At 71.6% G+C, this 25,091-nt stretch carries 25 protein-coding genes and 1 tRNA gene; 11 read left to right on the top strand and 15 right to left on the bottom strand.

All coding sequences use genetic code 11. The features are described from left to right. Positions 1–149 precede the first annotated feature (149 nt). From OG202_RS29590 to OG202_RS29560, 7 genes are all read left to right on the top strand, one after another. Entirely contained in the window at positions 150–458 is a 309-nt protein-coding gene (locus tag OG202_RS29590) for a hypothetical protein (RefSeq protein WP_328223877.1), read from the top strand. An 86-nt stretch (positions 459–544) separates the two neighbouring features. Next, entirely contained in the window at positions 545–892 is a 348-nt protein-coding gene (locus OG202_RS29585) for a hypothetical protein (RefSeq protein ID WP_328223876.1), read from the top strand. After that, positions 889–1,782: a bifunctional DNA primase/polymerase gene (locus OG202_RS29580; protein WP_328223875.1), complete on the top strand. Its 894-nt coding sequence runs from the start codon at positions 889–891 to the stop codon at positions 1,780–1,782. The genes OG202_RS29585 and OG202_RS29580 overlap by 4 nt, the downstream gene beginning before the upstream one ends. Next, complete coding sequence (locus OG202_RS29575) at positions 1,779–2,135, top strand: hypothetical protein (RefSeq protein WP_328223874.1); 357 nt, start codon at positions 1,779–1,781, stop codon at positions 2,133–2,135. Before OG202_RS29580 ends, OG202_RS29575 begins: the two co-directional genes overlap by 4 nt. Further along, the gene (locus OG202_RS29570; protein WP_328223873.1) at positions 2,132–3,298 is read left to right on the top strand and encodes a DUF3631 domain-containing protein; all 1,167 of its coding nucleotides are present in this window, start codon (positions 2,132–2,134) and stop codon (positions 3,296–3,298) included. Before OG202_RS29575 ends, OG202_RS29570 begins: the two co-directional genes overlap by 4 nt. Positions 3,299–3,497: 199 nt before the next feature. Beyond that, a complete protein-coding gene (locus tag OG202_RS29565) occupies positions 3,498–3,707 on the top strand; it encodes a helix-turn-helix transcriptional regulator (protein WP_328223872.1) in 210 nt (69 codons plus the stop codon). Then, entirely contained in the window at positions 3,704–5,062 is a 1,359-nt protein-coding gene (locus OG202_RS29560) for a tyrosine-type recombinase/integrase (RefSeq protein ID WP_328223871.1), read from the top strand. Before OG202_RS29565 ends, OG202_RS29560 begins: the two co-directional genes overlap by 4 nt. A 179-nt stretch (positions 5,063–5,241) precedes the next feature. Here OG202_RS29560 and OG202_RS29555 read toward each other — a convergent pair. After that, positions 5,242–5,323 (bottom strand) — tRNA-Tyr (locus tag OG202_RS29555). Positions 5,324–5,489: 166 nt separating this feature from the next. On the opposite strand from OG202_RS29555, the gene OG202_RS29550 reads away from it, so the two are divergent. After that, positions 5,490–5,978 carry a YajQ family cyclic di-GMP-binding protein gene (locus tag OG202_RS29550; RefSeq protein WP_286256176.1) on the top strand — a complete coding sequence of 163 codons (489 nt, stop codon included), beginning with the start codon at positions 5,490–5,492 and terminating at the stop codon, positions 5,976–5,978. 112 nt (positions 5,979–6,090) lie between these two features. On the opposite strand, the gene OG202_RS29545 is transcribed toward OG202_RS29550, so the two are convergent. Further along, positions 6,091–6,357 (bottom strand): GlsB/YeaQ/YmgE family stress response membrane protein, encoded by a 267-nt coding sequence (locus tag OG202_RS29545; protein WP_328223870.1) that lies wholly within the window; start codon positions 6,355–6,357, stop codon positions 6,091–6,093. A 259-nt stretch (positions 6,358–6,616) separates the two neighbouring features. On the opposite strand from OG202_RS29545, the gene OG202_RS29540 reads away from it, so the two are divergent. Then, complete coding sequence (locus tag OG202_RS29540; protein ID WP_326578891.1) at positions 6,617–7,873, top strand: APC family permease; 1,257 nt, start codon at positions 6,617–6,619, stop codon at positions 7,871–7,873. Positions 7,874–7,936: 63 nt separating this feature from the next. Here OG202_RS29540 and OG202_RS29535 read toward each other — a convergent pair whose 3' ends face one another. The 13 genes from OG202_RS29535 to OG202_RS29475 all read right to left on the bottom strand — a co-directional run bounded on the left by OG202_RS29535 (position 7,937) and on the right by OG202_RS29475 (position 21,506). Then, a complete protein-coding gene (locus tag OG202_RS29535) occupies positions 7,937–9,106 on the bottom strand; it encodes a barstar family protein (RefSeq protein ID WP_326578893.1) in 1,170 nt (389 codons plus the stop codon). 13 nt (positions 9,107–9,119) lie between these two features. Then, complete coding sequence (locus OG202_RS29530) at positions 9,120–9,518, bottom strand: YccF domain-containing protein (RefSeq protein ID WP_327728195.1); 399 nt, start codon at positions 9,516–9,518, stop codon at positions 9,120–9,122. Continuing rightward, complete coding sequence (gene htpX / locus OG202_RS29525; RefSeq protein WP_326578897.1) at positions 9,515–10,378, bottom strand: zinc metalloprotease HtpX; 864 nt, start codon at positions 10,376–10,378, stop codon at positions 9,515–9,517. The genes OG202_RS29530 and htpX overlap by 4 nt, the downstream gene beginning before the upstream one ends. Positions 10,379–10,540: 162 nt before the next feature. Further along, the gene (locus tag OG202_RS29520) at positions 10,541–12,097 is read right to left on the bottom strand and encodes an NADH-quinone oxidoreductase subunit N (RefSeq protein WP_328223869.1); all 1,557 of its coding nucleotides are present in this window, start codon (positions 12,095–12,097) and stop codon (positions 10,541–10,543) included. Continuing rightward, on the bottom strand, positions 12,094–13,701 hold the full coding sequence (locus OG202_RS29515; RefSeq protein WP_327728197.1) for a complex I subunit 4 family protein: 1,608 nt from the start codon (positions 13,699–13,701) through the stop codon (positions 12,094–12,096). Before OG202_RS29515 ends, OG202_RS29520 begins: the two co-directional genes overlap by 4 nt. A gap of 6 nt (positions 13,702–13,707) precedes the next feature. After that, entirely contained in the window at positions 13,708–15,702 is a 1,995-nt protein-coding gene (locus tag OG202_RS29510) for an NADH-quinone oxidoreductase subunit 5 family protein (RefSeq protein WP_328223868.1), read from the bottom strand. After that, the gene (gene nuoK / locus OG202_RS29505) at positions 15,699–16,115 is read right to left on the bottom strand and encodes an NADH-quinone oxidoreductase subunit NuoK (protein ID WP_326578905.1); all 417 of its coding nucleotides are present in this window, start codon (positions 16,113–16,115) and stop codon (positions 15,699–15,701) included. The genes OG202_RS29510 and nuoK overlap by 4 nt, the downstream gene beginning before the upstream one ends. Further along, the gene (locus tag OG202_RS29500) at positions 16,115–16,837 is read right to left on the bottom strand and encodes an NADH-quinone oxidoreductase subunit J family protein (RefSeq protein ID WP_405896091.1); all 723 of its coding nucleotides are present in this window, start codon (positions 16,835–16,837) and stop codon (positions 16,115–16,117) included. Before OG202_RS29500 ends, nuoK begins: the two co-directional genes overlap by 1 nt. Positions 16,838–16,887: 50 nt before the next feature. Continuing rightward, positions 16,888–17,397, bottom strand: a complete 510-nt coding sequence (locus OG202_RS29495) for a 4Fe-4S binding protein (protein WP_327728199.1) — start codon at positions 17,395–17,397, stop codon at positions 16,888–16,890. Positions 17,398–17,510: 113 nt separating this feature from the next. Continuing rightward, the gene (locus OG202_RS29490) at positions 17,511–18,479 is read right to left on the bottom strand and encodes a complex I subunit 1/NuoH family protein (protein WP_327728200.1); all 969 of its coding nucleotides are present in this window, start codon (positions 18,477–18,479) and stop codon (positions 17,511–17,513) included. Further along, on the bottom strand, positions 18,476–20,362 hold the full coding sequence (locus tag OG202_RS29485; RefSeq protein WP_328223867.1) for an NADH-quinone oxidoreductase subunit C: 1,887 nt from the start codon (positions 20,360–20,362) through the stop codon (positions 18,476–18,478). Before OG202_RS29485 ends, OG202_RS29490 begins: the two co-directional genes overlap by 4 nt. After that, positions 20,359–21,096: an NADH-quinone oxidoreductase subunit B gene (locus OG202_RS29480; RefSeq protein ID WP_328223866.1), complete on the bottom strand. Its 738-nt coding sequence runs from the start codon at positions 21,094–21,096 to the stop codon at positions 20,359–20,361. Before OG202_RS29480 ends, OG202_RS29485 begins: the two co-directional genes overlap by 4 nt. Further along, a complete protein-coding gene (locus tag OG202_RS29475; RefSeq protein WP_326578913.1) occupies positions 21,087–21,506 on the bottom strand; it encodes an NADH-quinone oxidoreductase subunit A in 420 nt (139 codons plus the stop codon). Before OG202_RS29475 ends, OG202_RS29480 begins: the two co-directional genes overlap by 10 nt. Positions 21,507–21,815: 309 nt before the next feature. On the opposite strand from OG202_RS29475, the gene OG202_RS29470 reads away from it, so the two are divergent. Together OG202_RS29470 and OG202_RS29465 are read left to right on the top strand one after the other, a co-directional pair. After that, positions 21,816–23,057 (top strand): sensor histidine kinase, encoded by a 1,242-nt coding sequence (locus OG202_RS29470; RefSeq protein ID WP_327728203.1) that lies wholly within the window; start codon positions 21,816–21,818, stop codon positions 23,055–23,057. Positions 23,058–23,343: 286 nt separating this feature from the next. After that, positions 23,344–24,675, top strand: a complete 1,332-nt coding sequence (locus OG202_RS29465) for a sensor histidine kinase (RefSeq protein WP_327728204.1) — start codon at positions 23,344–23,346, stop codon at positions 24,673–24,675. Positions 24,676–25,091: the final 416 nt, after the last annotated feature.

Genomic DNA, 25,091 nt, shown 5'->3' with positions numbered 1-25,091 from the left:
CCGTCACACCCAAACCCCTAGGCAAACACGGGTGTGACGCGCCATCACAGCGGCCCGTCACACCGCATCACACCTACCCGTCACACCTAGCCATGGGCCCGCGTCACACCGGCGACGCGGGCCCGCTCCATGTCCCGAAGGGAGTGCCCGTGCATCACCACGACCCGCCCGGAATCGCCCCGCACATCCCCGCCGACGACTGGAACCGAGCGACAGCCACCGGAACCCCGGTCGTCATCGTCGTCCACCCCACCACCCACCCCGGCATCCCGTGGCGCCGCGTGCTCATCGGGCTCACCGTCGCCGGCGCCGCCGCCATGGGCGGCTGGGGACTGGTCGTCGCCGTGTGCACCCTGCTCGACGCCACCGCCCACGCCGTCACCGTCATCGCCACCACCGCCGGACCCATCGGCATCGGCGGCATCACCCTCCGACTCGCCCGCAGCAAGGGCGTCTAGCTACGCCAAGGGCGGCCCCCCTCTCGCCAAAGAAACGGGGCCGCCCTTGCTGACCAGCATCCTTCAAGGAACTGGAGACATCCAGCATGACCGACCACGCCAGTATTCCGCGAGTGCCGGACGCCCCCGACCGGGTGACCATGGTCCGCACCGAGCCCCGCCCCGACGGCAGCACCGTCCTGGTCCTGCTCACCGTCGGCCCGCCGCTGGTCCTGATCGAACACCGCTTCTTCCTCGACCGGTACCTGACCCGCGCCCTGCTGCACACCCTCGCCCGCGACTTGGACGGCATCGAGGACCCCGGACCCACCCCCGAGACCGCCGCCCTGCTGGACGCGTTGCGCACCGGCGACGGGGAGGCCATCAACGCCGCCATGGACGGCTACAGCACCCGCATCCTCAACTTGTGGACGGACGGGGGCACCGCCGCATGAACACGCACCTGCTGAACGCCGCCCTCACCGCCGCCGAGCGCGGCTGGCACGTCTTCCCACTGCGCCCCTGCACCAAGCGCCCCGCCCTCCACGGCGAGACCGCATGCCCCCGCACCGGACCCTGCGCCACCGGCCACCGCAAGTGGGAGCAACGCGCCACCACCGACCCCGCCCTGATCCGGGCCACGTGGGCGCGGGCCCCGTACAACGTCGGCATCGCCACCGGCCCGTCCGGGCTGGTCGTCGTCGACCTCGACAAGCCCAAGGAAGACAAGGACAGTTCGGACGCGCCTGACGGCGCGGCGACCTTTGCGGCGCTCTGCGAGCGCACCGGGCACCCCGTCCCCGCCACCTGTGGGACGCGGACCGCGAGCGGCGGCCAGCACCTGTACTTCGCGGCCCCAGCGGGGGTGCGGCTGGGCAACACGGCCGGCACCCTCGCCCCGCTGGTCGACACCCGAGCGTGGGGCGGCTACGTCGTCGCCGCCGGCAGCACCACCCCCACCGGCCCCTACGAGCCCGTAGGCGGCCCCAAGGTCGCTGAACTGCCCGTGTGGCTACTGGGATTGCTGCAGCCGGCCCCCGCACGCCCCGTCGGGCCGCTCCGGCTCCCGGCGGTCAGTGGCAACCGCGCGGCACTGGCCGCGCTGGAAGCCGAGTGCGCCATCGTCGCGGGGGCGCCGGACCATCAGCGCAACATCACGCTCAACCGCTGCGCCTTCAAGGTCGGGCGCTTCGTCGCGTGGGGCGACCTCCCCCGGCACGTGGCGGAGGAGGCCTTCCAAGCGGCTGGGGAGGCGAGCGGACTCACCATTGCCGAGTGCCGCGCCACCATCCGCAGCGCCCTGAACAGCTCCCTGCGCAAAGCCCGCGCCCGGAATGCGGCATGAGCTCCCCCGCCCGCTCCCCCTTGGAAGGCCAACAAGCCAGCCCCACCGTCCCGCGCGCCGCCGCACCGGCCGCGCCGCAGACGGCCATGGGCGAGCCGGAAGTCGCCGCCCGTCAGGGCGTCCCTTCTGCTGTTCGCCCTGACCCGCCGGTTGGCGACGGCCGGTACCCCGTCGCGTGGCTGCACATCGTCGCACCGCGCGGCGCCGTGCCCACGGCCACCTCGAAGTGCCTGTGCGGCCGTGACCGTAGTGCGGTCGACCGCGCCAAGGTGCTCGCCCTGATCGAGGACCACGAAGCCCACCGCGACACCTGCCCGCTCCGCCCCCACCAGGAAGGGAGGGCCGCCGCATGAGTGAGGCGACCCCCACCACACCCGCCATCGACGGGGCCGCGCTGCTCAGTGATGTGGAGGCGTTCCACCGGCGGTTCAACGTCTTTCCCACCGAGGCCGCGTACGTCGCGGTCACGCTGTGGGACGCCCACGCTCACCTGCTGGACGCGTTCGACTCCACCCCCCGGCTCGCCTTCCTGTCCCCCGAACCGGGGTCGGGGAAGTCGCGGGCACTGGAAGTCGTCGAAACCCTCGTACCGCGCTCCATGGCAGCCGTGGACGCGTCCGCTTCCGCGCTGTTCCGCTCAGTCTCGGGCGTCGACGGCGGACGGCCCACGATCCTCTTCGACGAGATCGACACCGTGTTCGGTCCGAAGGCCGGGGAGAACGAACAGCTCCGGGGGTTCATCAACGCCGGTCACACCCGTGGCCGGGTGATGTACCGGTGCGTGGGGGACGGCGCGAACCAGCAGGTACAGGGCTTCCCCTCGTACTGCGCCGTCGCCGTCGCCGGACTCGGCAACCTCCCCGACACAATCATGACCCGCTCCGTCATCATCCGCATGCGCCGCCGGGCCCCCAACGAGAACGTGGAACAGTTCCGCACCCGCATCCACGTCCGCGAGGGCAACCACCTCCGAGACCGGCTCGCCAAGTGGACCGAGACCGTACAGGAGCAGGTCACCGACTCCTTCCCCGAGATGCCCGACGGGGTCGCCGACCGGCCGGCGGACGTGTGGGAGCCCCTGATCGCCGTCGCGGACGCGGCCGGCGGAGACTGGCCCAAGCGTGCGCGGGAAGCGTGCCTGACGCTGGTCAAGGCATCACGGATCAACGACAAGGGCAGCATCGGTATCCGCCTGCTCACCGATCTGCGTGACCACGTGATGAGCGGCATCGACCGCCTTCCCACCGTCGCGATCCTCGACCGGCTCAACGCCATGGACGACGCCCCGTGGGCCGACTTCAACGGCAAGCCGCTCGACTCCCGCCGGCTCTCGCGCATGCTCTCCGAGTACGTCACCGCCGACGGCGACCCCATCGCGCCCCGCAACATCAAGACCGGCGGAAGCGTCCTCAAGGGCTACTACGCCACCGATCTCCACGACGCCTGGCAGCGCTACTGCCCCCCGTCCCCGGAGAATCCGCTACCTCCGCTACCCGGCACCGAAAACACCATCTGACCAGCAGCGATGAGGTAGCGGCAAACGCCCCCGCGAGCCGCTACCGCAACGCTACCCATCCGCTACCGCTACCCCTATCCGCTACCTCAGACAGGCCCCTGACCTGCGAGGTAGCGGAGGTAGCGGAAGTAGCGGACTCCTCAGAAGGGGGCCAAGAGCCCCGCACTCCTGCACGCTCCAACCCTCAGGAGATCTCACAATGACTGCCGCTTCCCGTCGGCGCCGCGCTCCTGCTGACGAGTGGGTTCCGCTGTCCGATGCTCTCGACGAAATCGGCATAACCCGAGCCACCTACTACCGCTGGCGGAACCGTGGCTACGCGCCGGAAGTTCGGCGCCTGCCGAACGGTCACCTTCGCATGCGCCGCAGCGTCCTTGACGCCTTTCTCAACGACCTGGAGGTCGCGTGACCGAGTGGAGCTACACCGTGCGGATCTGGGCAATCCGCAAACGGCCGTACCGCAAGCCGTATCAGCTCCGCTGGCAGGTAGGCACGCGCCCGCACTCGGAATCCTTCCTCACCACCGGGCTCGCCGAGAGCAGGCGAGCTCAGCTCGTCACGGCGACGCGCGAGGGCGAACCGTTCGACGTGGAGAGCGGTTTGCCGAAGTCGATGGTCCAGAAGGAGAGAGACCTTCCCTGGTACCAGCACGCTCGGGACTACATCGAGATGAAGTGGGACCACTCCCCGGCGACCACCCGCAAGAACCTCGCCGAGGCCATGGCGACCGTGACCCCCATCATCGTCAAGGACACGCGGGGCATGGCGGATCACCGTCTCGTGCGGCGCGCACTCTATAGCTGGGCCTTCAACGTCAAGCGGTGGGACGAGGAACCCCCGCCGGACGTGAAGGAGGTGCTGGCATGGTTCGAGCGGAAGTCGCTTCCCGTCTCAGCCCTCTCGGAAAAAATGCTGGTCCGTCGGGCCCTGAATGCCTGCACCAAGCGGATGGACGGGAAGACTTCCGCAGGGTCGGTGATCGCCAGGAAGCGAGCCATCTTCCATCAGGCTCTCGGCTACGCGGTCGACGCGGAGATGCTGGCAGAGAACCCCATGCACGCACTCCAGTGGAAGGCTCCCGAGAAGGTGGACGAGGAAGTCGACCCCGAGTGCGTCCCTGATCCGGAGATGGCGGAACGGCTCCTGGCCGGCGTGCGCGCGCAGGGTGCCCGCGGGCGCCACCTCGAAGCGTTCTTCGGCTGCATCCTCTACGCGGCGGCGCGCCCCGGCGAGACGGTCGGACTACTGGAGTCCGACCTGCATCTGCCCCGTCGGGGGTGGGGCAGGATCATGCTCCGCGAGAGCCGTCCGCGAGCCGGCCGACCGTGGACCGACTCGGGCGAGGCTCACGACAGGAAGGGGCTCAAGCACCGTTCCCGCAAGGCCGTTCGGCCGGTCCCCATTCCGCCCCGGCTGGTGGCGCTCCTCCGGTGGCACATCACCGTCCATGGGATCGCCCCCGACGGTCGGCTGTTCCGTACGGCTCGCGGCGGCATGGTGCAGGAGAGCGGCTACGGCGAGGTGTGGGCGAACGCCCGGCAAGAGGTGCTGACCCCGCAGGAGTGCGCGACGAAGCTTGCCAAGCGTCCATATGATCTTCGACACACGGCCGTGTCCACCTGGCTCAGCGCCGGAGTGGAACCGCAGATCGTTGCGGCCCGCGCCGGGCACAGCGTGGCCGTCCTCTTCCGGGTGTACGCGAAGTTCCTCCGGGGCGGGGACGATGCCGCCAACGCGAAGATCTCCGCCCGTCTGGACGGCTGACAGCCCGCCACCCTCGCATCCGCTGGTCGGGGCTGAAATCCCCGTCCACGCCCCGTCCAGAACTACTGGTAGAGAGCGGGAAAGAGCGAGACACGGCGAGACAGTCCAGCCGACTCGCACTCCACGCAAAGACGGCCCCTGCGCTGCGTTTTCGCAGCGCAGGGGCCGTCTTTTCCACGTGGCGGCGCCAGGATTCGAACCTGGGTAGGCTAAGCCGACGGATTTACAGTCCGCTCCCATTGGCCACTCGGGCACACCGCCTGGGATTTGTCGTCCTTCGAACCGCTTTTCGGCGGCGCTCCGTGGCGACGACGTAAACGATACCTGATGCTCGGGGGTGCTTCGCCACCTGATTGATCAGTACTCGGAGGGGCGGGGTGGCTAGGCTTGTCGCCTCCCGATACACCGATACAAGGAGCCACAGCACATGGCCGACTCCAGTTTCGACATCGTCTCGAAGGTCGAGCGGCAGGAGGTCGACAACGCCCTCAACCAGGCCGCCAAGGAGATCTCGCAGCGCTACGACTTCAAGGGCGTCGGCGCCTCGATCTCGTGGTCCGGCGAGAAGATCCTCATGGAGGCGAACTCCGAGGACCGTGTGAAGGCCATCCTCGACGTCTTCCAGTCCAAGCTGATCAAGCGCGGGATCTCCCTGAAGTCGCTGGACGCGGGTGAGCCCCAGCTGTCCGGCAAGGAGTACAAGATCTTCGCGTCGATCGAGGAAGGCATCTCCCAGGAGAACGCCAAGAAGGTGGCGAAGATCATTCGTGACGAGGGTCCCAAGGGCATCAAGGCCCAGGTCCAGGGCGACGAGCTCCGCGTGAGCTCCAAGAGCCGCGACGACCTGCAGGCCGTGATCGCCCTCCTCAAGGGCAAGGACTTCGACTTCGCGGTGCAGTTCGTCAACTACCGGTGATCATCGGTAGTCGGAGCCTGACGAGGAAGGGCGGGCACCACGGCCGAGGCCGTGGTGCCCGCCCTTCCTCGTCCGCCGGCCGCGGGTCCGGGTGTGGTGCGCGCGTACGCGCTCAGCGGCGGGAGTGGCCGAACAGGAGGCGGTAGGCGATCAGCAGGACCAGCGAGCCGCCGATCGCCGCCGCCCAGGTGGCGCCGTCGTAGAAGCTCTCGGAGATCGGGTGGTCCAGCCAGCGGGAGGAGATCCAGCCGCCGATGAAGGCGCCCGCGACGCCGATGAGGGTCGTGCCGATGAAGCCGCCCGGGTCCCGGCCCGGCAGCAGGAACTTGGCGATGGCGCCGGCCAACAGCCCCAGAACGATCCAGCCGATGATGCTCATGCCGTGAACCTGCCCTTTCGTGCCGTAACTGTGCTGTGTTTCCCCCCACAGAGACCGGGTGCCAGGTGCCAGGTGTCCTGCCGTCCGGCTCTGTTGTCGTGCCTTGTCGTCGTGCCTTGTCGTCGTGCCTTGTCGTCGTGCCTTGTCGTCGTGCCTTGTCGTCGTGCCCGGAGTCGTCGTGCGTAGGCGTCGTCTCCTGTTGTCGGGGAGGACGCCTCGGTGACGTCCGGCGGTTGCGGCGATCAGTAGGGTGCGGCACATGACACAGGCCGGATCGGGCGCTGAGCTGCGCCGCACGCTCGGGGTCGGGGACGCGGTGGTCGTCGGGCTCGGGTCGATGGTCGGCGCGGGGATCTTCGCCGCGCTGGCCCCCGCGGCACACGCGGCCGGGTCGGGGCTGCTCCTCGGGCTCGGGGTCGCCGCGGTGGTCGCGTACTGCAACGCGATGTCGTCGGCGCGGCTGGCGGCCGTCCATCCGGCGTCGGGCGGCACGTATGTGTACGGGCGTGAGCGGCTCGGCGCGTTCTGGGGGTATCTGGCCGGCTGGTCGTTCGTCGTCGGCAAGACGGCCTCGTGCGCGGCGATGGCGCTGACCGTGGGGGCGTACGTGTGGCCGGGACAGGCACACGCCGTGGCGGTGGCGGCCGTGGTGGCGCTGACCGCGGTGAACTACGGCGGCGTGCAGAAGTCGGCCTGGCTGACGCGGGCGATCGTGGCCGTGGTGCTGGCGGTCCTGGCGGCCGTGGTGGTCGTGTGCCTGGGGTCGGGCGAAGCCGACGCCGGGCGGCTGGGCGGCGGGGCGTCGGGGGGCGCGGGCGGGGTGCTGCAGGCGGCCGGGCTGCTGTTCTTCGCGTTCGCGGGATACGCGCGGATCGCGACCCTCGGTGAGGAGGTACGGGATCCGGCGCGCACCATCCCGCGCGCGATCCCGCTCGCGCTGGGCATCGCGCTGGTCGTGTACGCGGCCGTGGCGGTCGCCGTCCTCGCCGTGCTGGGCTCCGGTGGGCTGGGCCGGGCCGCGGCTCCGCTGGCCGACGCGGTGCGGGCGGCCGGGGTGCCGGGGCTGGTGCCCGTGGTGCGGGTGGGGGCCGCCGTGGCCGCGCTCGGCTCGCTGCTGGCGCTCATCCTGGGCGTCTCCCGCACGACCCTCGCCATGGCCCGGGACCGGCATCTGCCGGGCGCCCTCGCCGCCGTGCACCCCCGTTTCCAGGTACCGCACCGGGCGGAGCTGGCCGTCGGCGCCGTGGTCGCCGTCCTGGCCGCCACCGTCGACGTCCGGGGCGCGATCGGGTTCTCCTCCTTCGGAGTCCTCGCGTACTACGCGGTCGCCAACGCGTCCGCCTGGACGCTGAGTTCGGCGCCCGTGTCCCGGGTGGTGCCGGTGGTGGGGCTCGTCGGGTGCGCTGTCCTGGCGTTCGCGCTGCCCGCGTCGTCCGTGGGCGCGGGGGCGGCTGTCCTGGGTGTGGGGGCGGCGGCGTACGGCGTACGGCTGTGGTGGGCGGGGCGGGGCCGCTGAGCCCGGGCACGGTCACGCCGGGCGGTCACTCGGGCGGTCACTCGGGCCGTTCAGTTGGGGCATTCAGTCGGGGCGTACATCGATGCCGTGCGCTGCGAAGAACTCGAGGAGTTGCTCGAAGGTCGCCTGGCGGATGTCGGTGCGGGGCGCGAGGCCGAGGCACGCGCGGGCTGTGGGGGCGTCGTGCCAGACCAGGGTGAAGGGCGAGGTGGCGCCGAAGTGGCCGCGCAGGGCGTCCCGGACGCCGTCGAGGCAGTGGCCGAAGTAGCCGCCGGGGCCGTTGACGGCCTCGCCGAGGGCGCAGAAGAAGGCCGCGTCGTCGGTGATGTGACGGCCGTCGAGGTGGTACGTGGTGCCGGCGGGAGCGTCGGCTCCGCTCGTGTCACGGTTCGCCAGGGCCGTGTCGAGCCAGAACCCGCGGCCGGCGGTACCGCAGTGGGCCCAGAGGTTGGGTTCGGTGGGACGGCCTCGGTCCCACAGGGACCAGACCTGTTCGGCGGCGGTCGGCGGCCGGTCCGACCAGGGTTCGAGGGTGAGGTCGACGAGGCCGGGGCCGCGTGCCGACGGGATCCACGCGGTGAGTTCGCCCTCCACGGCGGCCTGCACCGGGCGGCCGTGCGTGTCGAGGCGCAGCAGCTCGGCGTGGCCCAGGTCCTCCTCCCCCGCGTCCAGCGCGGCCCGCAGGGCGCCGCGTGGCACGCAGCCGAGGAGTCGTACCGGAGGATCGGCCGACTCGGACGGGTCGTCGTCGCCGAGATGGGCCAAGTCCTCGCACGAGCCGTGCGGTTCGGACTCCGGGCCGAGGAGCCGGAAGCCCCGGGACAGCGGGCGGCGCCGCGGGAGGCCGGACGGGTCGGCGGGGTGCGGCGCGCCCTCGATCGTGATGTCCCGCAGCGACGGGTCGCTCGGGCTCGGGCGGTCGCCGAGGACGCGTACGTCGTCCAGACACCACTCATGGACCGGTTCACCCCGCTCGCCCGGGATCTCCAGGACGAGGCGGCCGAGGGGTGCGGAGCCGTCGGCACGCGCGCGCGTGAGGGCTGTTTCCAGGTCGCCCTCGGGGGCGCAGCCGAGGAGTTCGTACGTGCCGCGCGGGGGCGGGGGCGGGTCGCCGAAGAGGTTCTCGGTGTCCGTGCAGGAGGCCCAGGTCGCCTCGTAGCCGTCCGCGCCGTCGAACTCGGCTGCGGCGCCGTACGGCAGCAGGACGTACTTCGGTCGCTCCGTGTCGCCCACCCCCGGCGTGCCGCTACCAGCGCTGCTGGGCGAATGGCTGGTCGGAGCGGACGATCTCGCGGCCCAGGGGCATCAGCGAGACGGGGACGAGCTTGAAGTTGGCGATGCCGAAGGGGATGCCGATGATCGTGACGCAGAGCACGAGGCCCGTGAAGATGTGGGTCAGCGCCAGCCACCAGCCCGCCAGGACCAGCCACAGGATGTTGCCGAGGCAGGAGGGCGCGCCCGCGTCCCGGCGCTCGACCGCGCTGTACCCGAAGGGCCACAGGGCGTAGATGCCGATGCGGAACGACGCGATGCCGAAGGGGATGCCGATGATCGTGATGCACAGAAGCAAGCCTGCGAACAGGTAGCCGAGGAAGAGCCAGAAGCCGCTGAGGATCAGCCAGATGATGTTCAGAATGGTCTTCACTGGGGGCGACCTGCCATCTTCTCGAGTCGGGCGATGCGTTCCGCCATCGGCGGGTGTGTCGAGAACATTTTGGAGAATCCCCGGCCCGGCCGGAAGGGGTTCGCGATCATCATGTGGCTCGCGGTCTCGATACGGGGCTCGGGGGGCAGCGGGAGTTGCTTGGTACCCGTTTCCAGTTTGCGAAGGGCACTGGCCAGCGCCAGCGGGTCGCCGGTCAGCTGGGCGCCGGAGGCGTCCGCCTCGTACTCCCGGGAGCGGCTGATGGCGAGCTGGATGAGGGACGCGGCGAGCGGGCCCAGGATCATGATCAGCAGCAGGCCGAGGAGGCCGGGGCCGTCGTCGTCGTCCGAGCGGCCGATCGGGATCAGCCAGGCGAAGTTCACCAGGAACATGATCACGGAGGCGAGGGCGCCGGCGACCGACGAGATCAGGATGTCGCGGTTGTAGACATGGCTCAGTTCGTGGCCGATGACGCCGCGCAACTCGCGCTCGTCGAGCAGGCGGAGGATGCCGTCGGTGCAGCACACGGCCGCGTTGCGGGGGTTGCGGCCGGTCGCGAAGGCGTTCGGGGCGTCCGTCGGGGAGATGTACAGGCGGGGCATGGGCTGGCGGGCCTGCATGGAGAGCTCGCGGACCATGCGGTAGAGCGCCGGGGCCTCGAACTCGCTGACCGGGCGGGCACGCATCGCGCGTAGAGCCAGCTTGCCGCTGTTCCAGTACGCGTACGCGTTCGTGCCGAGGGCGATGAGGACCGCGATGATCAGACCCGTACGGCCGAAGAAGCTTCCTATGACGATGATGAGTGCGGACAGTCCCCCGAGGAGTACGGCGGTCCTGAGCCCGTTGTGCCGGCGGTGCACGGTACGCCCTCCAGGTCGTGCGGCAGGGGAACCCTTTGCTTGCTGTAGCTGTCGACTCCACCTCTCAGTGGACCTTCCCGTACTGGTCAACGCCAGGCGGGGAGTACTAGTTCCCTTGTGCGCGCGGCCCCGCCGGGGGCCGTCCGGGTGACGGCGGGGCCGTCAGAAGAGGCCGGTGTCGGCGAAGCGCAGGATGACCTGGGGCGCGCCGGAGAGGGCGATGCCGACGATCCCGGTGAGGGCGATGGCCACCGTCAGGGGGGCCGGGACGCGGTGCGGCTCGGGTTCGCTCTCGGGGGCGCGGAACAGCAGGGCCGTCCACTGGAGGTAGTAGAAGAGGGCGATCACCACGTTGACGGCCATGACGACGGCGAGCCAGCCGAGGCCCGCGTCGACGGCCGCCGAGAAGACGGTGACCTTGGCGAACAGGCCGATGATGCCCGGCGGCAGACCCGCGAGGCAGAGCAGGAAGAAGGCCAGGAGGAGGGCGGAGAGCGGGTTCGTCGCGTAGAGGCCCCGGTAGTCGCTGACGCGGTTCAGGAGCTTCGTCCGGCCGACCAGGGCGGCCACGGCGAAGGCGCCGAGGTTCACGGCGGCGTACATCAGGGCGTAGGCGACGGTGGAGCCGATGGCCTTCTCGGCGTCGTCGGTGTTCTCGGCGTACGCGGCCGCCGCGATCGGCACCAGGAGGTAGCCGGCCTGGCCGACGGAGGACCAGGCGAGCAGCCGGACGGCGCTGTACGCGCGCGTGGACTGCTGCTTCAGGGCGCCGACGTTGCCGACGGTCATGGTGAGGGCGGCCAGGGCCGCCAGGGCGGGGCCCCAGACGTCGGCGTACGACGGGAGGGCGACGACGGTGATGAGGATCAGCCCGGAGAAGCCGACCGCCTTGCCGACGACCGACAGGTAGGCGGCCACCGGCAGGGGTGCGCCGACGTAGGTGTCGGGGACCCAGAAGTGGAACGGTACGGCGGCCGTCTTGAAGGCGAAGCCGATGAGGGTGAGGACGACGCCGGCCTGGGTGACGGTGTGCAGCTGGCCGTCGACGTTCTGGATCCGGTCGGCGATCTCGGTGAGGTAGAGGGTGCCTGTCGTGGCGTAGACGAAGCTGATGCCCAGCAGGCTGACGGCGGTGGCGGTGACGGACGACAGGAAGAACTTCAGGGCCGCCTCGGAGGACCGCCTGTCGCCGAGCCGGATGCCGACGAGGGCGAAGGCGGGCAGGGAGGCGACCTCCAGGGCCACGATGAGCGTCGCCAGGTCGCGGGAGGCCGGCAGGAGGGCGGCGCCGGCGGCGGACGACAGCAGCAGGAACCAGAACTCCCCTGCGGGCAGGGTCTTCTTCTCGTCCGTCAGGGCCGTCATCGACAGCAGGGCGGCGAGGAGGGCGCCGCCGAGGGCGAGGAACTGGACGACGAGGGTGAAGCGGTCCGCGGTGTAGCTGCAGACGTCCGGGGCGCCGGTCAGGCAGAAGGTGGCGCGGTCGCCGTCCAGGAGGGGCAGCAGGGCCAGCAGGGAGACGACGAGGCCCGCGACGGAGGCCCAGCCGATCAGGGTCTTCCTGCCGTCGCCCACGAAGAGGTCGGCGACGAGCACGGCGAGGCCGACGACCGCGGCGATCGTGGGCGGCGCGATCGCGAGCCAGTCGACGGACTGGACGACGGACTCGGCCAGGGTCCGGGCCTGGTCCTGAACCGGCGGCTGGGCCAAGGGGCTCAACGGGTGCCTCCTGCGAGGAGCTGCTGCACGGCCGGATCGGTCAGACCGAGGAGGGCCGCGGGCCAGAGGCCGGCGAGGACGGTGAGGGCGACGAGCGGGGTCCAGGCCGCGAACTCGTACGTCTGTACGTCGGCGAGCCGCGGCCCCTCCTCCGGTTCCTGCGGGGCGGCGCCCATGCAGACACGGCGGACCACGATCAGCAGGTACGCGGCGGTGAGGAGCGTGCCGAACGCGGCGATCGACATGAAGGTGAGGAAGGCGGGGCGGCTGAGGCCCTCGGCGGGCCGGAACGCGCCGAACAGGGCCAGCATCTCGCCCCAGAACCCGGCGAGTCCCGGCAGTCCGAGGGAGGCGACGGCGGCGAAGGCGAGCAGGCCGCCGAGGCGCGGGGCCCTGCCGTAGAGGGCGGCGCCGGTCTCCCGGGCGAGGGTGTCGAGGTCGGTACTGCCGGTGCGGTCCTTCAGCGCGCCGACCAGGAAGAACAGCAGCCCGGTGATGAGGCCGTGGGCGATGTTGGCGAACAGCGCGCCGTTGACGCCGGTCGGGGTCATCGTCGCGATGCCGAGCAGGACGAAGCCCATGTGGCCGACGGAGGAGTACGCGATGAGGCGCTTGAGGTCGCCCTTGGCGCCCTGCCGGGCGAGGGCGAGGCAGGCGAGGGATCCGTAGATGATGCCGACGACCGCGAAGGCGGCCAGGTAGGGGGCGAAGGTGCTCATGCCCTCGGGCGTGATGGGCAGCAGGATGCGGACGAACCCGTACGTGCCCATCTTCAGCAGGACGCCGGCCAGCAGGACCGAGCCGACGGTCGGGGCGGCGGTGTGGGCGTCCGGCAGCCAGCTGTGCAGCGGCCACATCGGGGTCTTGACCGCGAGCCCGATCCCGATCGACAGAACGGCGATGACCTGCACGGATGTGGTGAGCTCGGGGTGATTGTCAGTGGCGAGTGCCACCATGTCGAACGTGCCCGCCCTGAGTCCGATCAGGAGCAGGCCGAGCAGCATGACCACGGAACCGAGCAGGGTGTAGAGGATGAACTTCCAAGCGGCCTGCGTGCGTTGCTCACCGCCCCAGCGGGCGATGAGGAAGTACATCGGGATGAGGACCATCTCGAACGCGAGGAAGAACAGCAGCAGATCGAGGACGGCGAAGGTCGCGAGGGTGCCGGACTCCAGGACGAGCAGCAGGGCGACGAAGGCCTTCGGGGACGGGCCCGCGGCCCGCGGCGTCAGCCGCTGATGTTGCTGCTTGAAGTAGGAGTAGAGCGCGCAGAGGAAGGTCAGCAGCGCGGTCAGGACCAGAAGGGGGAGGGAGATGCCGTCGATGCCGAGGTGGATGCGCACGTCGAGTGCGGGGATCCAGCTGATGTCCGTGCTCGCCTGCATCTTCGACGGCTGGTCGTGGTCGAAGCCGAGCGCGAGGACGATCGCGGCGATGAGGACCGCGCCGGTCACGGTCATCCCGTGGCGGAGCACGGCCTGTTCGGGTGACTTCCCCTTCAGTCCGGGCGGGGCCGGCAGGAGAGCGGCGGCGGCGCCGATGAGCGGGCCGACGACGATCAACGCCAGAAGGACCTGCATCACGGACTCGTTGATATCGATCACGCCTGCTCACGCTCCCGTGGCGACGACGAGGGCGGCGACCACCAGGACGACGGTGCCGGCGAGCAGCGCGCTCACATAGGTCTGGACGTTGCCGGTCTGGGCCCGCCGTACGGCCGCGCCCAGCAGACGGGGCAGGGCGCCCGCGCCGTGTACGTAGGTGTCGACGACCTCGCGGTCGAGGAACCGGACGAGACTCGCGCCGGCCTGGACCGGGCGGACGAAGAGGGCCCAGTAGACGGCGTCCAGGTGGAAGCCGGCGGCGGCGTGGCGGTGCAGCGGGCCGAGCAGGAGGCGGCCCGGGTCCGCCGGGTCGGGTGCCGAGGCCACGTCTCCGTAGGCGGGGGTGTGGCTGGCGATGGCCTCCGCCTCGACCGTGGCGGCGTCCGCCTCGGGGTGCGCCGCGACCGCGCCGAGGGGGGCGCGGGCCGCCTTGGCCCTGGCGGACCGCCAGGCCGCGTACGTCACCAGGGCGCCGATCAGGGCGACGCCCGTGCCGACGACGGACGTGGTGAGGGTGGGGGCCAGGTCGTCGCCGTCGAACCAGTCGGGGAGCCTGCCGTAGGCGAGCCCGCCGAGGGCGAGGGACGGGACGGCGAGCACCCACAGCACCACGGTCATGGTGCGCGGCTGGCGGCCGTGGTCGGGGGCTTCGGCGCCCTTGCCGTGGAAGGTGAGCAGCCACAGGCGGGTGGCGTACGCGGCGGTGAGCAGGGCCGTGAGGACGCCGGCGACGAGGACGGTCCAGCCCGCGGCGCCGGGGACGTGCTCGGCGTGGCCGGTGGCGGCGTGCTCGGCGGCTCCGAGGACGGACTCCTTGGAGAAGAAACCGCTGAACGGCGGGATCGCGGCGAGGGCGAGGAGGGCCACGGTCATCGTCCAGAAGGCGTCGGGGACGCGGGCGCGCAGGTGGCTCATGCGGGACATGGCGGCCAGGGAGTTGGTGCCGGCGGCGTGGATGATCACGCCGGCCGCGAGGAACAGCAGCGCCTTGAAGGCGCCATGGGAGATGAGGTGGAAGACGGCCGCGCCGCGGTCGCCGACGGCGAGGGCGCCGGTCATGTAGCCGAGCTGGCCGATCGTCGAGTAGGCGAGGACGCGCTTGATGTCGTCCTGGGCCAGGGCGGCGAGGGCCGAGCCCGTCATGGTGATCGCGGCCATGACGGCGAGGACGACCAGGGCCGCCGAGGAGGCGGCGAAGACCGGGAGGAGGCGCGCGACGAAGTAGACACCGGCGGCGACCATCGTCGCGGCGTGGATCAGCGCGGAGACGGGCGTGGGGCCCGCCATCGCGTCGGGGAGCCAGGTGTGGAGGGGGAACTGGGCGGACTTGCCCGCGACACCGGCGAGGAGCAGCAGGGCGATCAGCGTCGGGTGGTCGAGGCCGCCGTCGGCGACGGTGGCCAGGATCCGGGTGATGCGGAAGGACCCGGCGTCCGTGGCGAGGGCGAACAGACCGATCAGGAAGGGGACGTCACCGAGCTTGGTGACCAGGAAGGCCTTGAGGGAGGCGGCGCGGGCCTGAGGGGTCTCCCAGTAGTGGCCGACCAGGAAGTACGAGCAGATGCCCATGATCTCCCAGCCGACCAGGAGCACCATCAGGTCGCCGGAGTAGACGACGAGGAGCATCGCGGAGGTGAAGAGGGAGACGAGAGCGGCGTACGAGGGGTAGCGCGGGTCCTCGCGCAGATAGCCCGTCGAGTAGATCTGCACGCAGGTCGCGACCAGGCCGACCAGGACGGCGACGAGGGCGGCGAAGCCGTCGATGTACAGGGCGAGGTCGATCGGGACCGAGCCGGTGGGGGTGAGCTGGGTGGCCGCCTCGACGGCCCGGTCGCCGCCCTGGCGTACGGCGACCAGGACGGCCAGGGCGAGGGCCGTCAGGGTGGGCAGTACGGCGAGGGGGCGGACGAAACCGGGGGCGGTGCGGCCCAGGAGCAGGCCGGCCGCGGCGCCGAGGAACGGGAGGAGGGGGACGAGGACGGCGAGGGTGGTCGTGGTCACGCGGTGGCCTCGGCCTTCTCGGTCCGGCCGGACGGGTCGGCCGTGCCTGCCGTGCCGGTGGCCTCGTCGGGGGCGTCCGGGCCGTCGGTCCCGTGACCCTCGGCGGTGTCGCGGAGCTTGTCGATGTCCGCGGTGCCACGGTTGCGGTGGACGGCGAGGACGATCGCCAGGCCGATGCCGATCTCGGCGGCGGCGATGGTGATCGTGAACAGGGTCAGCGCCTGCCCGGAGTGCAGGGTCTCCTCGGCGGTCTTGCTGAGCCAGACGTCGAAGGCGACGAGGTTGAGGTTGACGGCGTTGAGCATCAGCTCGACGGACATCAGGACGAGGATCGCGTTGCGGCGGGCGAGGACGCCGTACAGGCCCGTGCAGAAGAGGAGGGCGGAGAGCACGACGGGATAGGCGAGGTGCATCAGCGGACGCCTCCCTTGTCGGTGCCGGTCTCGGATGCCGCCGCGGTCCGGGTTCCGGTCGGCGGCTCGGTCCGGGTTCCGGTCGGCGGCTCGGGCGGGGTGCCGTTGCGGGGGCAGGGAGTGGTCGCGGGGGCCGGGGTGTCCGGCTTCTCCTTGCGGGAGAGGACGATCGCGCCGACCAGCGCGGCGAGGAGGAGGACGGAGAGGGCCTCGAAGGGGAGGACCCAGTTCTGGAAGAGGCTCTCGCCGGTGGCCTCGGTGGAGCCGGCGGCGGGGCCGTCGAGGTCGATCCAGGTGGTGCGGAAGGCGTCGACGACGACCCAGACGAGGGCGGCGGCCGAGGCGACGGCCACGGTGAGGGCGGCCCAGCGGTTGCCGGAGTCGGCGTCCGGGGAGCGGCCGATGGGGGCCTTGGTGAGCATCAGTCCGAAGAGGAGGAGGACGACGACGGAACCGACGTAGATGAGGACCTGCACCCAGGCGATGAACTCGGCGGTGAGCAGGAGGTACTCGACGGCGAGCCCGCCGAGCGCCACCACCAGCCACAGGGCGGCGTGCACGAGCTGCCGGGTGGTGACGGTGACGATCGCGGCGCCGAAGGTGACGAGGCCGACGAGGAGGAAGGCGATCTCGACGCCGGTCGGGGAGAGAAAGCCTTGCTGCGCCTGGGCGAGAAATCCTTGCTGTGCCTGGGCGAGAAATCCTTGCTGTGCCTGGGCCAGGAGGCTGTGCGAGGTCTGGGCGAGGAAGTCGTGGGGCGCCGGGGTGAGGGTCACGAGTCCGCTCCCTCCTCGGATTCGTCCGGCTTGGCCTGCTGGGCCGCCGCGAGCTTCTCGGCGGTCTTGCGGGCGGCGGCCAGTTCCTTGGGTTCTTCGGCGGAGGGGTCGAGGGCCGGTGGGGAGGGGACGGTCCACATCCACTCGCGGAGTTTGTCGCGCTCGTGGGTGAGTTCGTGGATGTCGGTCTCGGCGTACTCGAACTCCGGGGACCAGAACAGGGCGTCGAAGGGGCAGACCTCGATGCAGATACCGCAGTACATGCAGAGGGCGAAGTCGATGGCGAAGCGGTCGAGGACGTTGCGGCTGCGCTCGCGGCCGCCGGGGGCGGCGGGCGGGACCGTCTCCTTGTGGGAGTCGATGTAGATGCACCAGTCCGGGCACTCACGGGCGCACAGCATGCAGACCGTGCAGTTCTCCTCGAAGAGACCGATGACGCCACGGGTGCGGGGCGGGAGTTCGGGCTGGACGTCCGGGTACTGCGCGGTGACGGTCTTCCTCGTCATCGTGCGGAGGGTGACGGCCAGGCCTTTGGCGAGACCACTACCGGGAATCGACAGCCGGGGCCGCCCGGAGGGCGTCGTTGAGGGGTGGGGGTCGGGCGACGGGCGGGACATGGTTACTGGATCACCACCTTGACGACGCCGGTGAGGGCGATCTGGGCGAGGGAGAGAGGGACGAGGAGGGTCCAGGAGAGCTTCTGGAGCTGGTCCTCGCGCAGGCGGGGGTAGGTCACGCGGAGCCAGATGACGACGAAGGCGAGGACGGCGGTCTTCAGGAGGGTCCAGACCCAGCCGAGGCCGTCGGCGCCCCACGGGCCGTGCCAGCCGCCGAGGAAGAGGACGGTGGTCAGGCCGCACAGGACGACGATGCCGGCGTACTCGGCGAGGAGGAACAGGGCGAAGCGGAGGCCGGTGTACTCGGTGTAGGCGCCGAAGATGATCTCCGAGTCGGCGACGGGCATGTCGAAGGGCGGGCGCTGGAGTTCGGCGAGGCCGGCGACGAAGAAGACGATCGCGCCGACGATCTGCCAGGGCAGCCACCACCACTCGAAGGCATCGACGATGCCGACGAGGGAGACCGTGCCGGCCGCCATCGCCACGGAGGCGGCCGTGAGGAGCATCGGGAGTTCGTAGGCGAGGAGCTGGGCGGCGGTGCGGAGACCGCCGAGGAGGGAGAACTTGTTGGCGGAGGCCCAGCCGGCCATCAGCGAGCCGAGGACGCCTACGCCCATCACGGCGAGGACGAAGAAGATGCCGGCGTCGATGACCACGCCGACGGCGCCCTCGCCCGGGCCGATGGGGATGGCGAGGAGGACGAGGAGGTACGGGAGGAGGGCCACGGCCGGGGCGAGCTGGAAGACACGGCGGTCGGCTCCGGCCGGGACGATGTCTTCCTTCTGGGCGAACTTGACGCCGTCCGCGACGAGTTGGGCCCAGCCGTGGAAGCCGCCGGCGTACATGGGGCCGAGGCGGCCCTGCATGTGGGCCATCACCTTGTGTTCGGTCTGGCCGATGATCAAGGGGAAGGTCAGGAAGACGACGAAGACGATGAGGAGTCGCAGGGCGACGTCCAGAGCGTCGTTCACTGCGTGCCTCCCGTAGGGGGGTTGGGGTTGGGGTTGGGGTTGGGGTTGGGCGGGTCTTCGGGGGTGTCGTCGGCGGGGTCGGTGTTGTCCTGGGGCGCGCCGTCGTCAGGGTCGGCGTCGGCGGGGTCGGCGGGTGCCCCCTCGTCGGTGGCCTCGCCGGGCGGGGCCTTGGCCGGGGGCGTGCCGGGCGACTCGGGTTGCTGCGGCGGGGTGTCCGGGGCGGGGGCGCGCTCGTCAGCGGTGGCTGATTCGGGGGTGGCCTGTACGGCGGCACCGGTGTCGGCATTGGTGTCGGCACCGGCATCAGCGTCGGCACCGGTATCAGCGTCGGCACCGGTATCTGCACCGGCACCGGCACCGGTATCTGCACCGGCACCGGCCGGATCGGGTTCCGCTGTTGCACCAGGTGTGGCATCCGGCTGGGGGGCTGCGGGGCTGGTGGGGCGCTCCGGCTCGGGCTCGGGCTCGGCCTTCGGTGCGGGCTCGGCCTTCGGCTGGGGCTCGTGTTCGGGTCCGGGCTCGTCGTAAGCCGGGCGGGCGTGGTGCCAGGGCGCGTCCGTGCTGCGGGCGGTGGGACGGGTGGGGCGCGGCTGCGCCGGGGGCTCGCCGGTGCCGGAGGGTTCCGTAGGGGTCGCGCGCTGACTCGCCGAGCCCCCCGATGCGCTGCGGGCGCGGCGCGGTCCGGCGGGAGACGTTCGCTCGGGCCGGGCGGCTCGCTCAGCGGGGGCCGCCTCGTGGCCGGAAGGCGGCTGCTGCCCGGAGGGGGCGGCCGGGTCTCCAGGTGCGGCGTGCTCTTGAGAGGCGGGCTGTTCCCCGGCGGCGGTCTGGGACCCGGGGGCCGTGGAGGCGGCCGGGGGCTGAGCCGGCGGCTGGGTGCGCTGCGTGGTTGAGCCCTCGCTCGCACTGCGGGCGCGGCGGGAAGGCGTAGAACTGCCGCTCGCATCCGGGGCCGAGCCGGCAACCGTCTGGCTGGCCGAGCCCTCCGCTGCCGTGCGGGCGCGGCGCGCGGGCGTAGAACTGCCGCTCGCGTCCGGGGCCGGGCCGGCAGGCGCCTGGCTGGCCGAGCCCTCCGCTGCCGTGCGGGCGCGGCGTGCAGGCGTAGAACTGCCACTCGCGTCCGGGGCCGAGCCGGCAGCCGTCTGGCTGGCCGAGCCCTCCGCTGCCGTGCGGGTGCGGCGGGGGGAGGGTGGGGTGTCGGTCGGTGGCTGGGGGGCTGAGCCCTCGTCGGTCGGGCGGGGGCGGCGGGCGGGGCGGTCTCCGGCCGGGCGGGTGGCTGCGCCTCGGGAGGGGCGGGCCGGGGCCGGGGGGAGCTGTCCCTTGAGGGGGCCCCATTCGTTGGGGTCGGGGACGCCGGGCGGAAGCATCTGGCGGCGTTTGGGTGCGCCGTGCGCCGCACCCGCCGCAGGCTCCCCGGGCTCCTTCGCGCCCGGCCAGGCCTTGGCCACACGGGCGGCGAGGACGAAGTCCTTGCGGAGGGGGTGGCCCTCGAAGTTCTCCGGGAGGAGGAGGTGGTCCAGGGCGGGGTGGCCCTCGAAGCGGACGCCGAACATTTCGTGGGTCTCGCGTTCGTGCCAGGCCGCGCCGGCGTAGATGTCGACGGCGGTGGGCAGGACCGGGGACTCGTGGGGGACGGTCGTACGGACGAGGAGGCGTCGGACCGGGGCGAGGGCCACCACGTGGGCCGACACCCGGAAACCCGTGCCCGGCTCGTCGACCGCGCTCAGCCAGTCGAAATACGTGCAGCCCAGGGTGGAGCGGGCCGTGCGCAGCGCCTCCGTCCAGGATGCGGGCGGGACGTCCACGGTGAGGACGCCGTACGACTCCTCCGCCGTGGCCTCGGGGCCGAAGAGTTCCTCGGCGGGGGTGGGCAGCCAGCCGGTCACTTGTCCCCCACTTCAGCGCCACCGCCGGTCGCCGTTTCGGCACCGCCATCGGCATCGCCATCGGCACCGGCACCGGCACCCGCATCGGCCGCCGGCGGCTTCACCAGGTCGCTCTGCAGGGCCGCCGTGGACGGGCGGGGGCCGGCCGCAGCCGCCGCCCCCGTGCCGGAGCCGGAGCCTGTGCCGTTGCCGTAGCGCTCGCTCAGTGACTCCCGGGCGATCTTCTCCTGGAGTTTCAGGATGCCCTGGAGGAGCGCCTCCGGCCGGGGCGGGCAGCCGGGGACGTAGACGTCGACCGGGATGATCTGGTCGACGCCCTTGGTGACCGAGTAGGAGTCCCAGTAGGGGCCGCCGCAGTTGGAGCAGGCACCGAAGGAGATGACGTACTTCGGTTCCGGCATCTGCTCGTACAGGCGCTTCACCGCCGGGGCCATCTTGTCCGTGACCGTCCCCGACACCACCATCAGGTCGGCCTGGCGCGGTCCGGGAGCGAACGGGATGACGCCGAGGCGGATGAAGTCGTGGCGGGCCATGGACGCGGCGATGAACTCGATCGCGCAGCAGGCGAGGCCGAAGTTGAAGACCCAGAGGGAGTAGCGGCGACCCCAGTTGAGGATCACCTTCATCGGCTCGGGGGCGAGACGGGCCAGGGCGCCCAGCCGTTTGGGCTCCGGGAGGAGGACGGGCTGCGGGGCGCCCGGCTCCGGCGCGTTCGTTTCTGGCGTCACGTCCATGCCAGGACGCCCTTCTTGTATGCGTAGAGCAGGCCCACGGCGAGGAAACCGAGGAAGACGAACATCTCGACGAGGGTCGTCGCACCGTAGCCGGGGTCCGCGAAGACCGTCGCCCAGGGGAAGAGGAAGATCGAGTCGATGGCGAAGATGACGTACAGGAAGGCGTAGACGTAGTAGCGGACCTGGGTGTGGGCCCAGCCCTCGCCGACGGGGTCGACGCCGCACTCGTACGTCAGGAGCTTCTCCCGGGTGGGGACCTCGGGCCGCAACAGCCGTCCCGCGCCGAAGGCGACGGCGACGAAGAGCACGCCCACGGCGGCAAGCAGTCCGACCACCGAATAGGACTGGAAGTAGTCCGCCGCTACGGCGACGGTCGGTTCCGCCGCTACGGCGACGGTCGGTTCCGGCACGTCCGTCCCTCGCTCCCTGGCCTGGCGATTCGTACGTACGTGATGCGGACGCCGTACGTACTTCGCTGTTCGACGATCTGTACGCACGCGAGTCTAGGCCCTGCTAAAGAGACCGTAAGCAGCCCGTCACAGGTCGGCACGCCCGAGTGCCGTCCTGGCCGGGACGGGCCGGGTCGGGACGGGGCGGGACCGGGCGAAGGGAGCCGGATCGTGAAGGGGCGGGACGGGGCGGGGTGGGGTTTTCCCCAGGGTGGCCGGGGCGGTCCGCCTCATGGCGCGGGGCGGGGGCGGGCGGGCAGGCTGGTGGGCATGACCGATCCCCTCTCCTCCCCGACCGGCTCCGGGCGGCCGTACGGTCGTCCGCTGCCCTCCAGCCGCACGCCCTCCGAACCGCTGCCGCCCGCGCGGTTCGCGTTCGGGGGGCAGACGTGGCGGGAGATCGCGCATCTGCTGGCGAACCTGCCGCTCGCGCTGTTCGGGTTCGTGTACGTGACGACCGTGCTGTTCACCAGTGCCTTCCTGACGTTGACGGTGATCGGTTTTCCGCTGCTCGCCGCCGCGTTGATGGGGGCCCGGCAGCTGGGCCGGGTGGAGCGGATGCGGGCGCGGGCGCTGCTGCGGGTGCGGGTGGACGAGCCGAGTCCGCTGCCGTTCCGCGGGGGCGGGCGCCGGGCGGACGAGGGGTTCTTCGCGCAGGTGTGGATGAGCGTGAAGGATCCGGTCGGCTGGCGTTCGATGCTGTACGAGCTGATCCGGATGCCGTGGGGCATCGCCACGTTCGTCATCACTCTGACGGGGTTGTTCGTGGCGTGGCCGGTGCTGCCGTACATCGTGCGGGGGCTGACGAACGTGGACCGGGTCATGGTGCGGTCGCTGTTGTCGCCCTCCGACGAACTGGAGCGGCGGATCGCGGAGTTGGAGTCCGACCGGGGGGTCGTCGTCGACACGGCCGCGGCCGATCTGCGGCGGATCGAGCGGGATCTGCACGACGGGGCGCAGGCGCGGCTGGTGAATCTGGCGATGGGGCTCGGGCTCGCGAAGGAGAAGCTGCTGGAGGACCCGGACGCGGCTGCCACGATGGTGGCGGAGGCCCATGGTGAGGTGAAGCTCGCGCTTCAGGAGCTGCGGGATCTGGCTCGGGGGATCCATCCGGCGGTGCTGACCGACCGGGGGCTCGACGCGGCGTTGTCGGCGGTGGCCTCGCGGTGTACGGCGCCGGTGAAGGTGACCGTCGATCTGGCCGCGCGGCCTGCCGCCGCCATCGAGGGGATCGCGTACTTCACCGTGTCCGAGTTGCTGCAGAACATCAGTAAGCACAGTGGGGCGAGGGCGGCCTCGGTGGATGTCTGGCGTTCCGACGACCGGCTGCTGATACAGGTGTGGGACGACGGGCGTGGGGGTGCTCGTCTCGACGGGGGGACCGGTATCGCCGGGCTCGCGGAGCGGCTCGGGGCGGTCGACGGGTTGTTCGTCATCGAGTCTCCGGTGGGCGGGCCCACGACGGTCACCGCGGAGTTGCCCTGGCGTGGACGGGATGCCGCCGGCGGTTGACCGGGGGTGTGCGCGGCCGGGGGCCTGGGGGCGGAGGGCTCTTCTGTCGTGGGTGTCTGTTCGCCGTTTCGCCGTGGGGGTGTCGCGGTGTGGGCGGGGGGCTGGTTCGTCGTGGTTGCTCGCGCAGTTCCCCGCGCCCCTTTCGGGGCGCGGGGAACTGCCTTTTCGGGGTGGGGAAAACCCCCGTATCGAGACGCCGACTCGCTCCATGGTCCCGGGGGTCGGGGGCGAGCAGGGTGGGAGTACGACATCGGGAGTGCGGGACGAGTGAAGGCGGGCGACGGTGATGGCCACGGAGTACGGGGACGGGTACGGGAGTTGGGGCGAGGAGCGGCGGCATCGTGTGCCGGCCGGGTTGCGGGCGCCGTTCGAGGCGCGCAGCTGGCGGGAGTTCGGGTATGTGCTGCTGGGGCTGCCGGTCGGGATCCTGCTGTTCACGTACGCCGTGACGATGGTGTCGGTCGGTGCGGGGCTGCTGGTCACGTTCCTCGGGGTGCCGGTGCTGGCGGCGGGGCTGGCCGGGTGCCGGGGGTTCGGTGCGCTGGAGCGGGCGCGGGCGCGGGCGTTGCTCGGGGTGGAGGTGGCCGCGCCGGAGCCGTTGCGGGTCAAGGGGCGCGGGGCGATGGCGTGGATGGGCGCCATGCTGCGCAGCGGGTCGTCGTGGCGTCAGCTGTTGTACGCGGTCGTGCAGTTCCCGTGGTCGGTGTTCTCGTTCGTGGTGGCGGTGACCTTCTGGACGTACGGGTGGGCGCTGCTGACGTATCCGCTGTGGTTCTGGGTCTTCCCCCTGTGGGCCGGGCAGGACGGGTTGCAGCTGTACGGGGACGAGACGCGTGCCGTGTACCTCGACAATCCGTTCGAGGTGACCGTGACCGCGCTGGTGGGGCTGCTCTTCACGATGGCCACGCCGTGGATCGTGCGGGGGTTGACGATGGTCGACCGGGTGATGGTGAGCGGGATGCTCGGACCGTCGCGGCTGGGGGCCCGGGTCGTCGAGCTGGAGTCGGACCGGGGGGTCGTGATCGACACGGCCGCCGCTGATCTGCGGCGGATCGAGCGGGATCTGCACGACGGGGCGCAGGCGCGGCTGGTGGCGCTGGCCATGGATCTGGGGCTGGCGAAGGAGAAGCTGGCGGAGGACCCCCGGGCGGCGGCGGTGATGGTGGACTCGGCGCACGGGGAGGTCAAGACGGCGCTGCAGGAGCTGCGGGATCTCGCGCGGGGCATCCATCCGGCCGTGCTGACCGACCGGGGGCTCGACGCGGCGCTGTCGGCGGTCGCCTCGCGGTGTGCGGTGCCGGTGGTGGTGGACGTGGACCTGCCGGCGCGGCCGGTGCCGGCGATCGAGGGCATCGCCTACTTCACCGTCTCCGAGCTGCTGCAGAACGTCAGCAAGCACGCGGGGGCCACGCGGGCGACCGTGGATGTCTGGAGGGTCGAGAACCGGCTGATGCTCCAGGTCATCGACGACGGGGTCGGCGGCGCCGACACGCGGGGCGGTTCCGGGCTGGCGGGGCTCGCCGAGCGGATCGGGGCGGTCGACGGGATCCTGGTCGTCGACTCACCGGCCGGGGGGCCGACCCGGGTGACGGCGGAGTTGCCGTGGCGGGCTGCGTGAGGCGGTGCGGTGGGGGTGGGGGTACGCGGCGTGAGAACGGTGCCAGGCGATGGCGGGGTACGGGGGAAAGGGGAGGGTGCGGATCCGGGTCCGGGCGCGGGCGCGGGCTCGGGCTCGGGCTCGGGCTCGGGCTCGGGCTCGGGCTCGGGCGGGTGCCTGATGGTGGTGGTCCGAGGGCGGTGCCTCACGGTTGCGGCCCGAGTGTCGTGGAACGAGGGCGGATGGGTCCGCCGGTGATCGCCTGAGGCGCCCTGGCGGCGGCCTCGGCGCCGCGCCGGGGGCGTGTGAAGGGTGTCGCGGTGAGCGCGTCCAGGGGTCACACCCTGGGCGCGCTGCCGTGTTTCCCTGCCGGACGCGCTCGGCGGGCGGGGACCGCGGCTCCATGCGCGCGGGCCGTGGCTCCCCTGCGCGCGACC

Origin of the sequence: Streptomyces sp. NBC_00310, assembly GCF_036208085.1 — a bacterium.
GTDB lineage: Bacteria > Actinomycetota > Actinomycetes > Streptomycetales > Streptomycetaceae > Streptomyces.
This window is presented reverse-complemented; position numbering and strand designations above follow the sequence as displayed.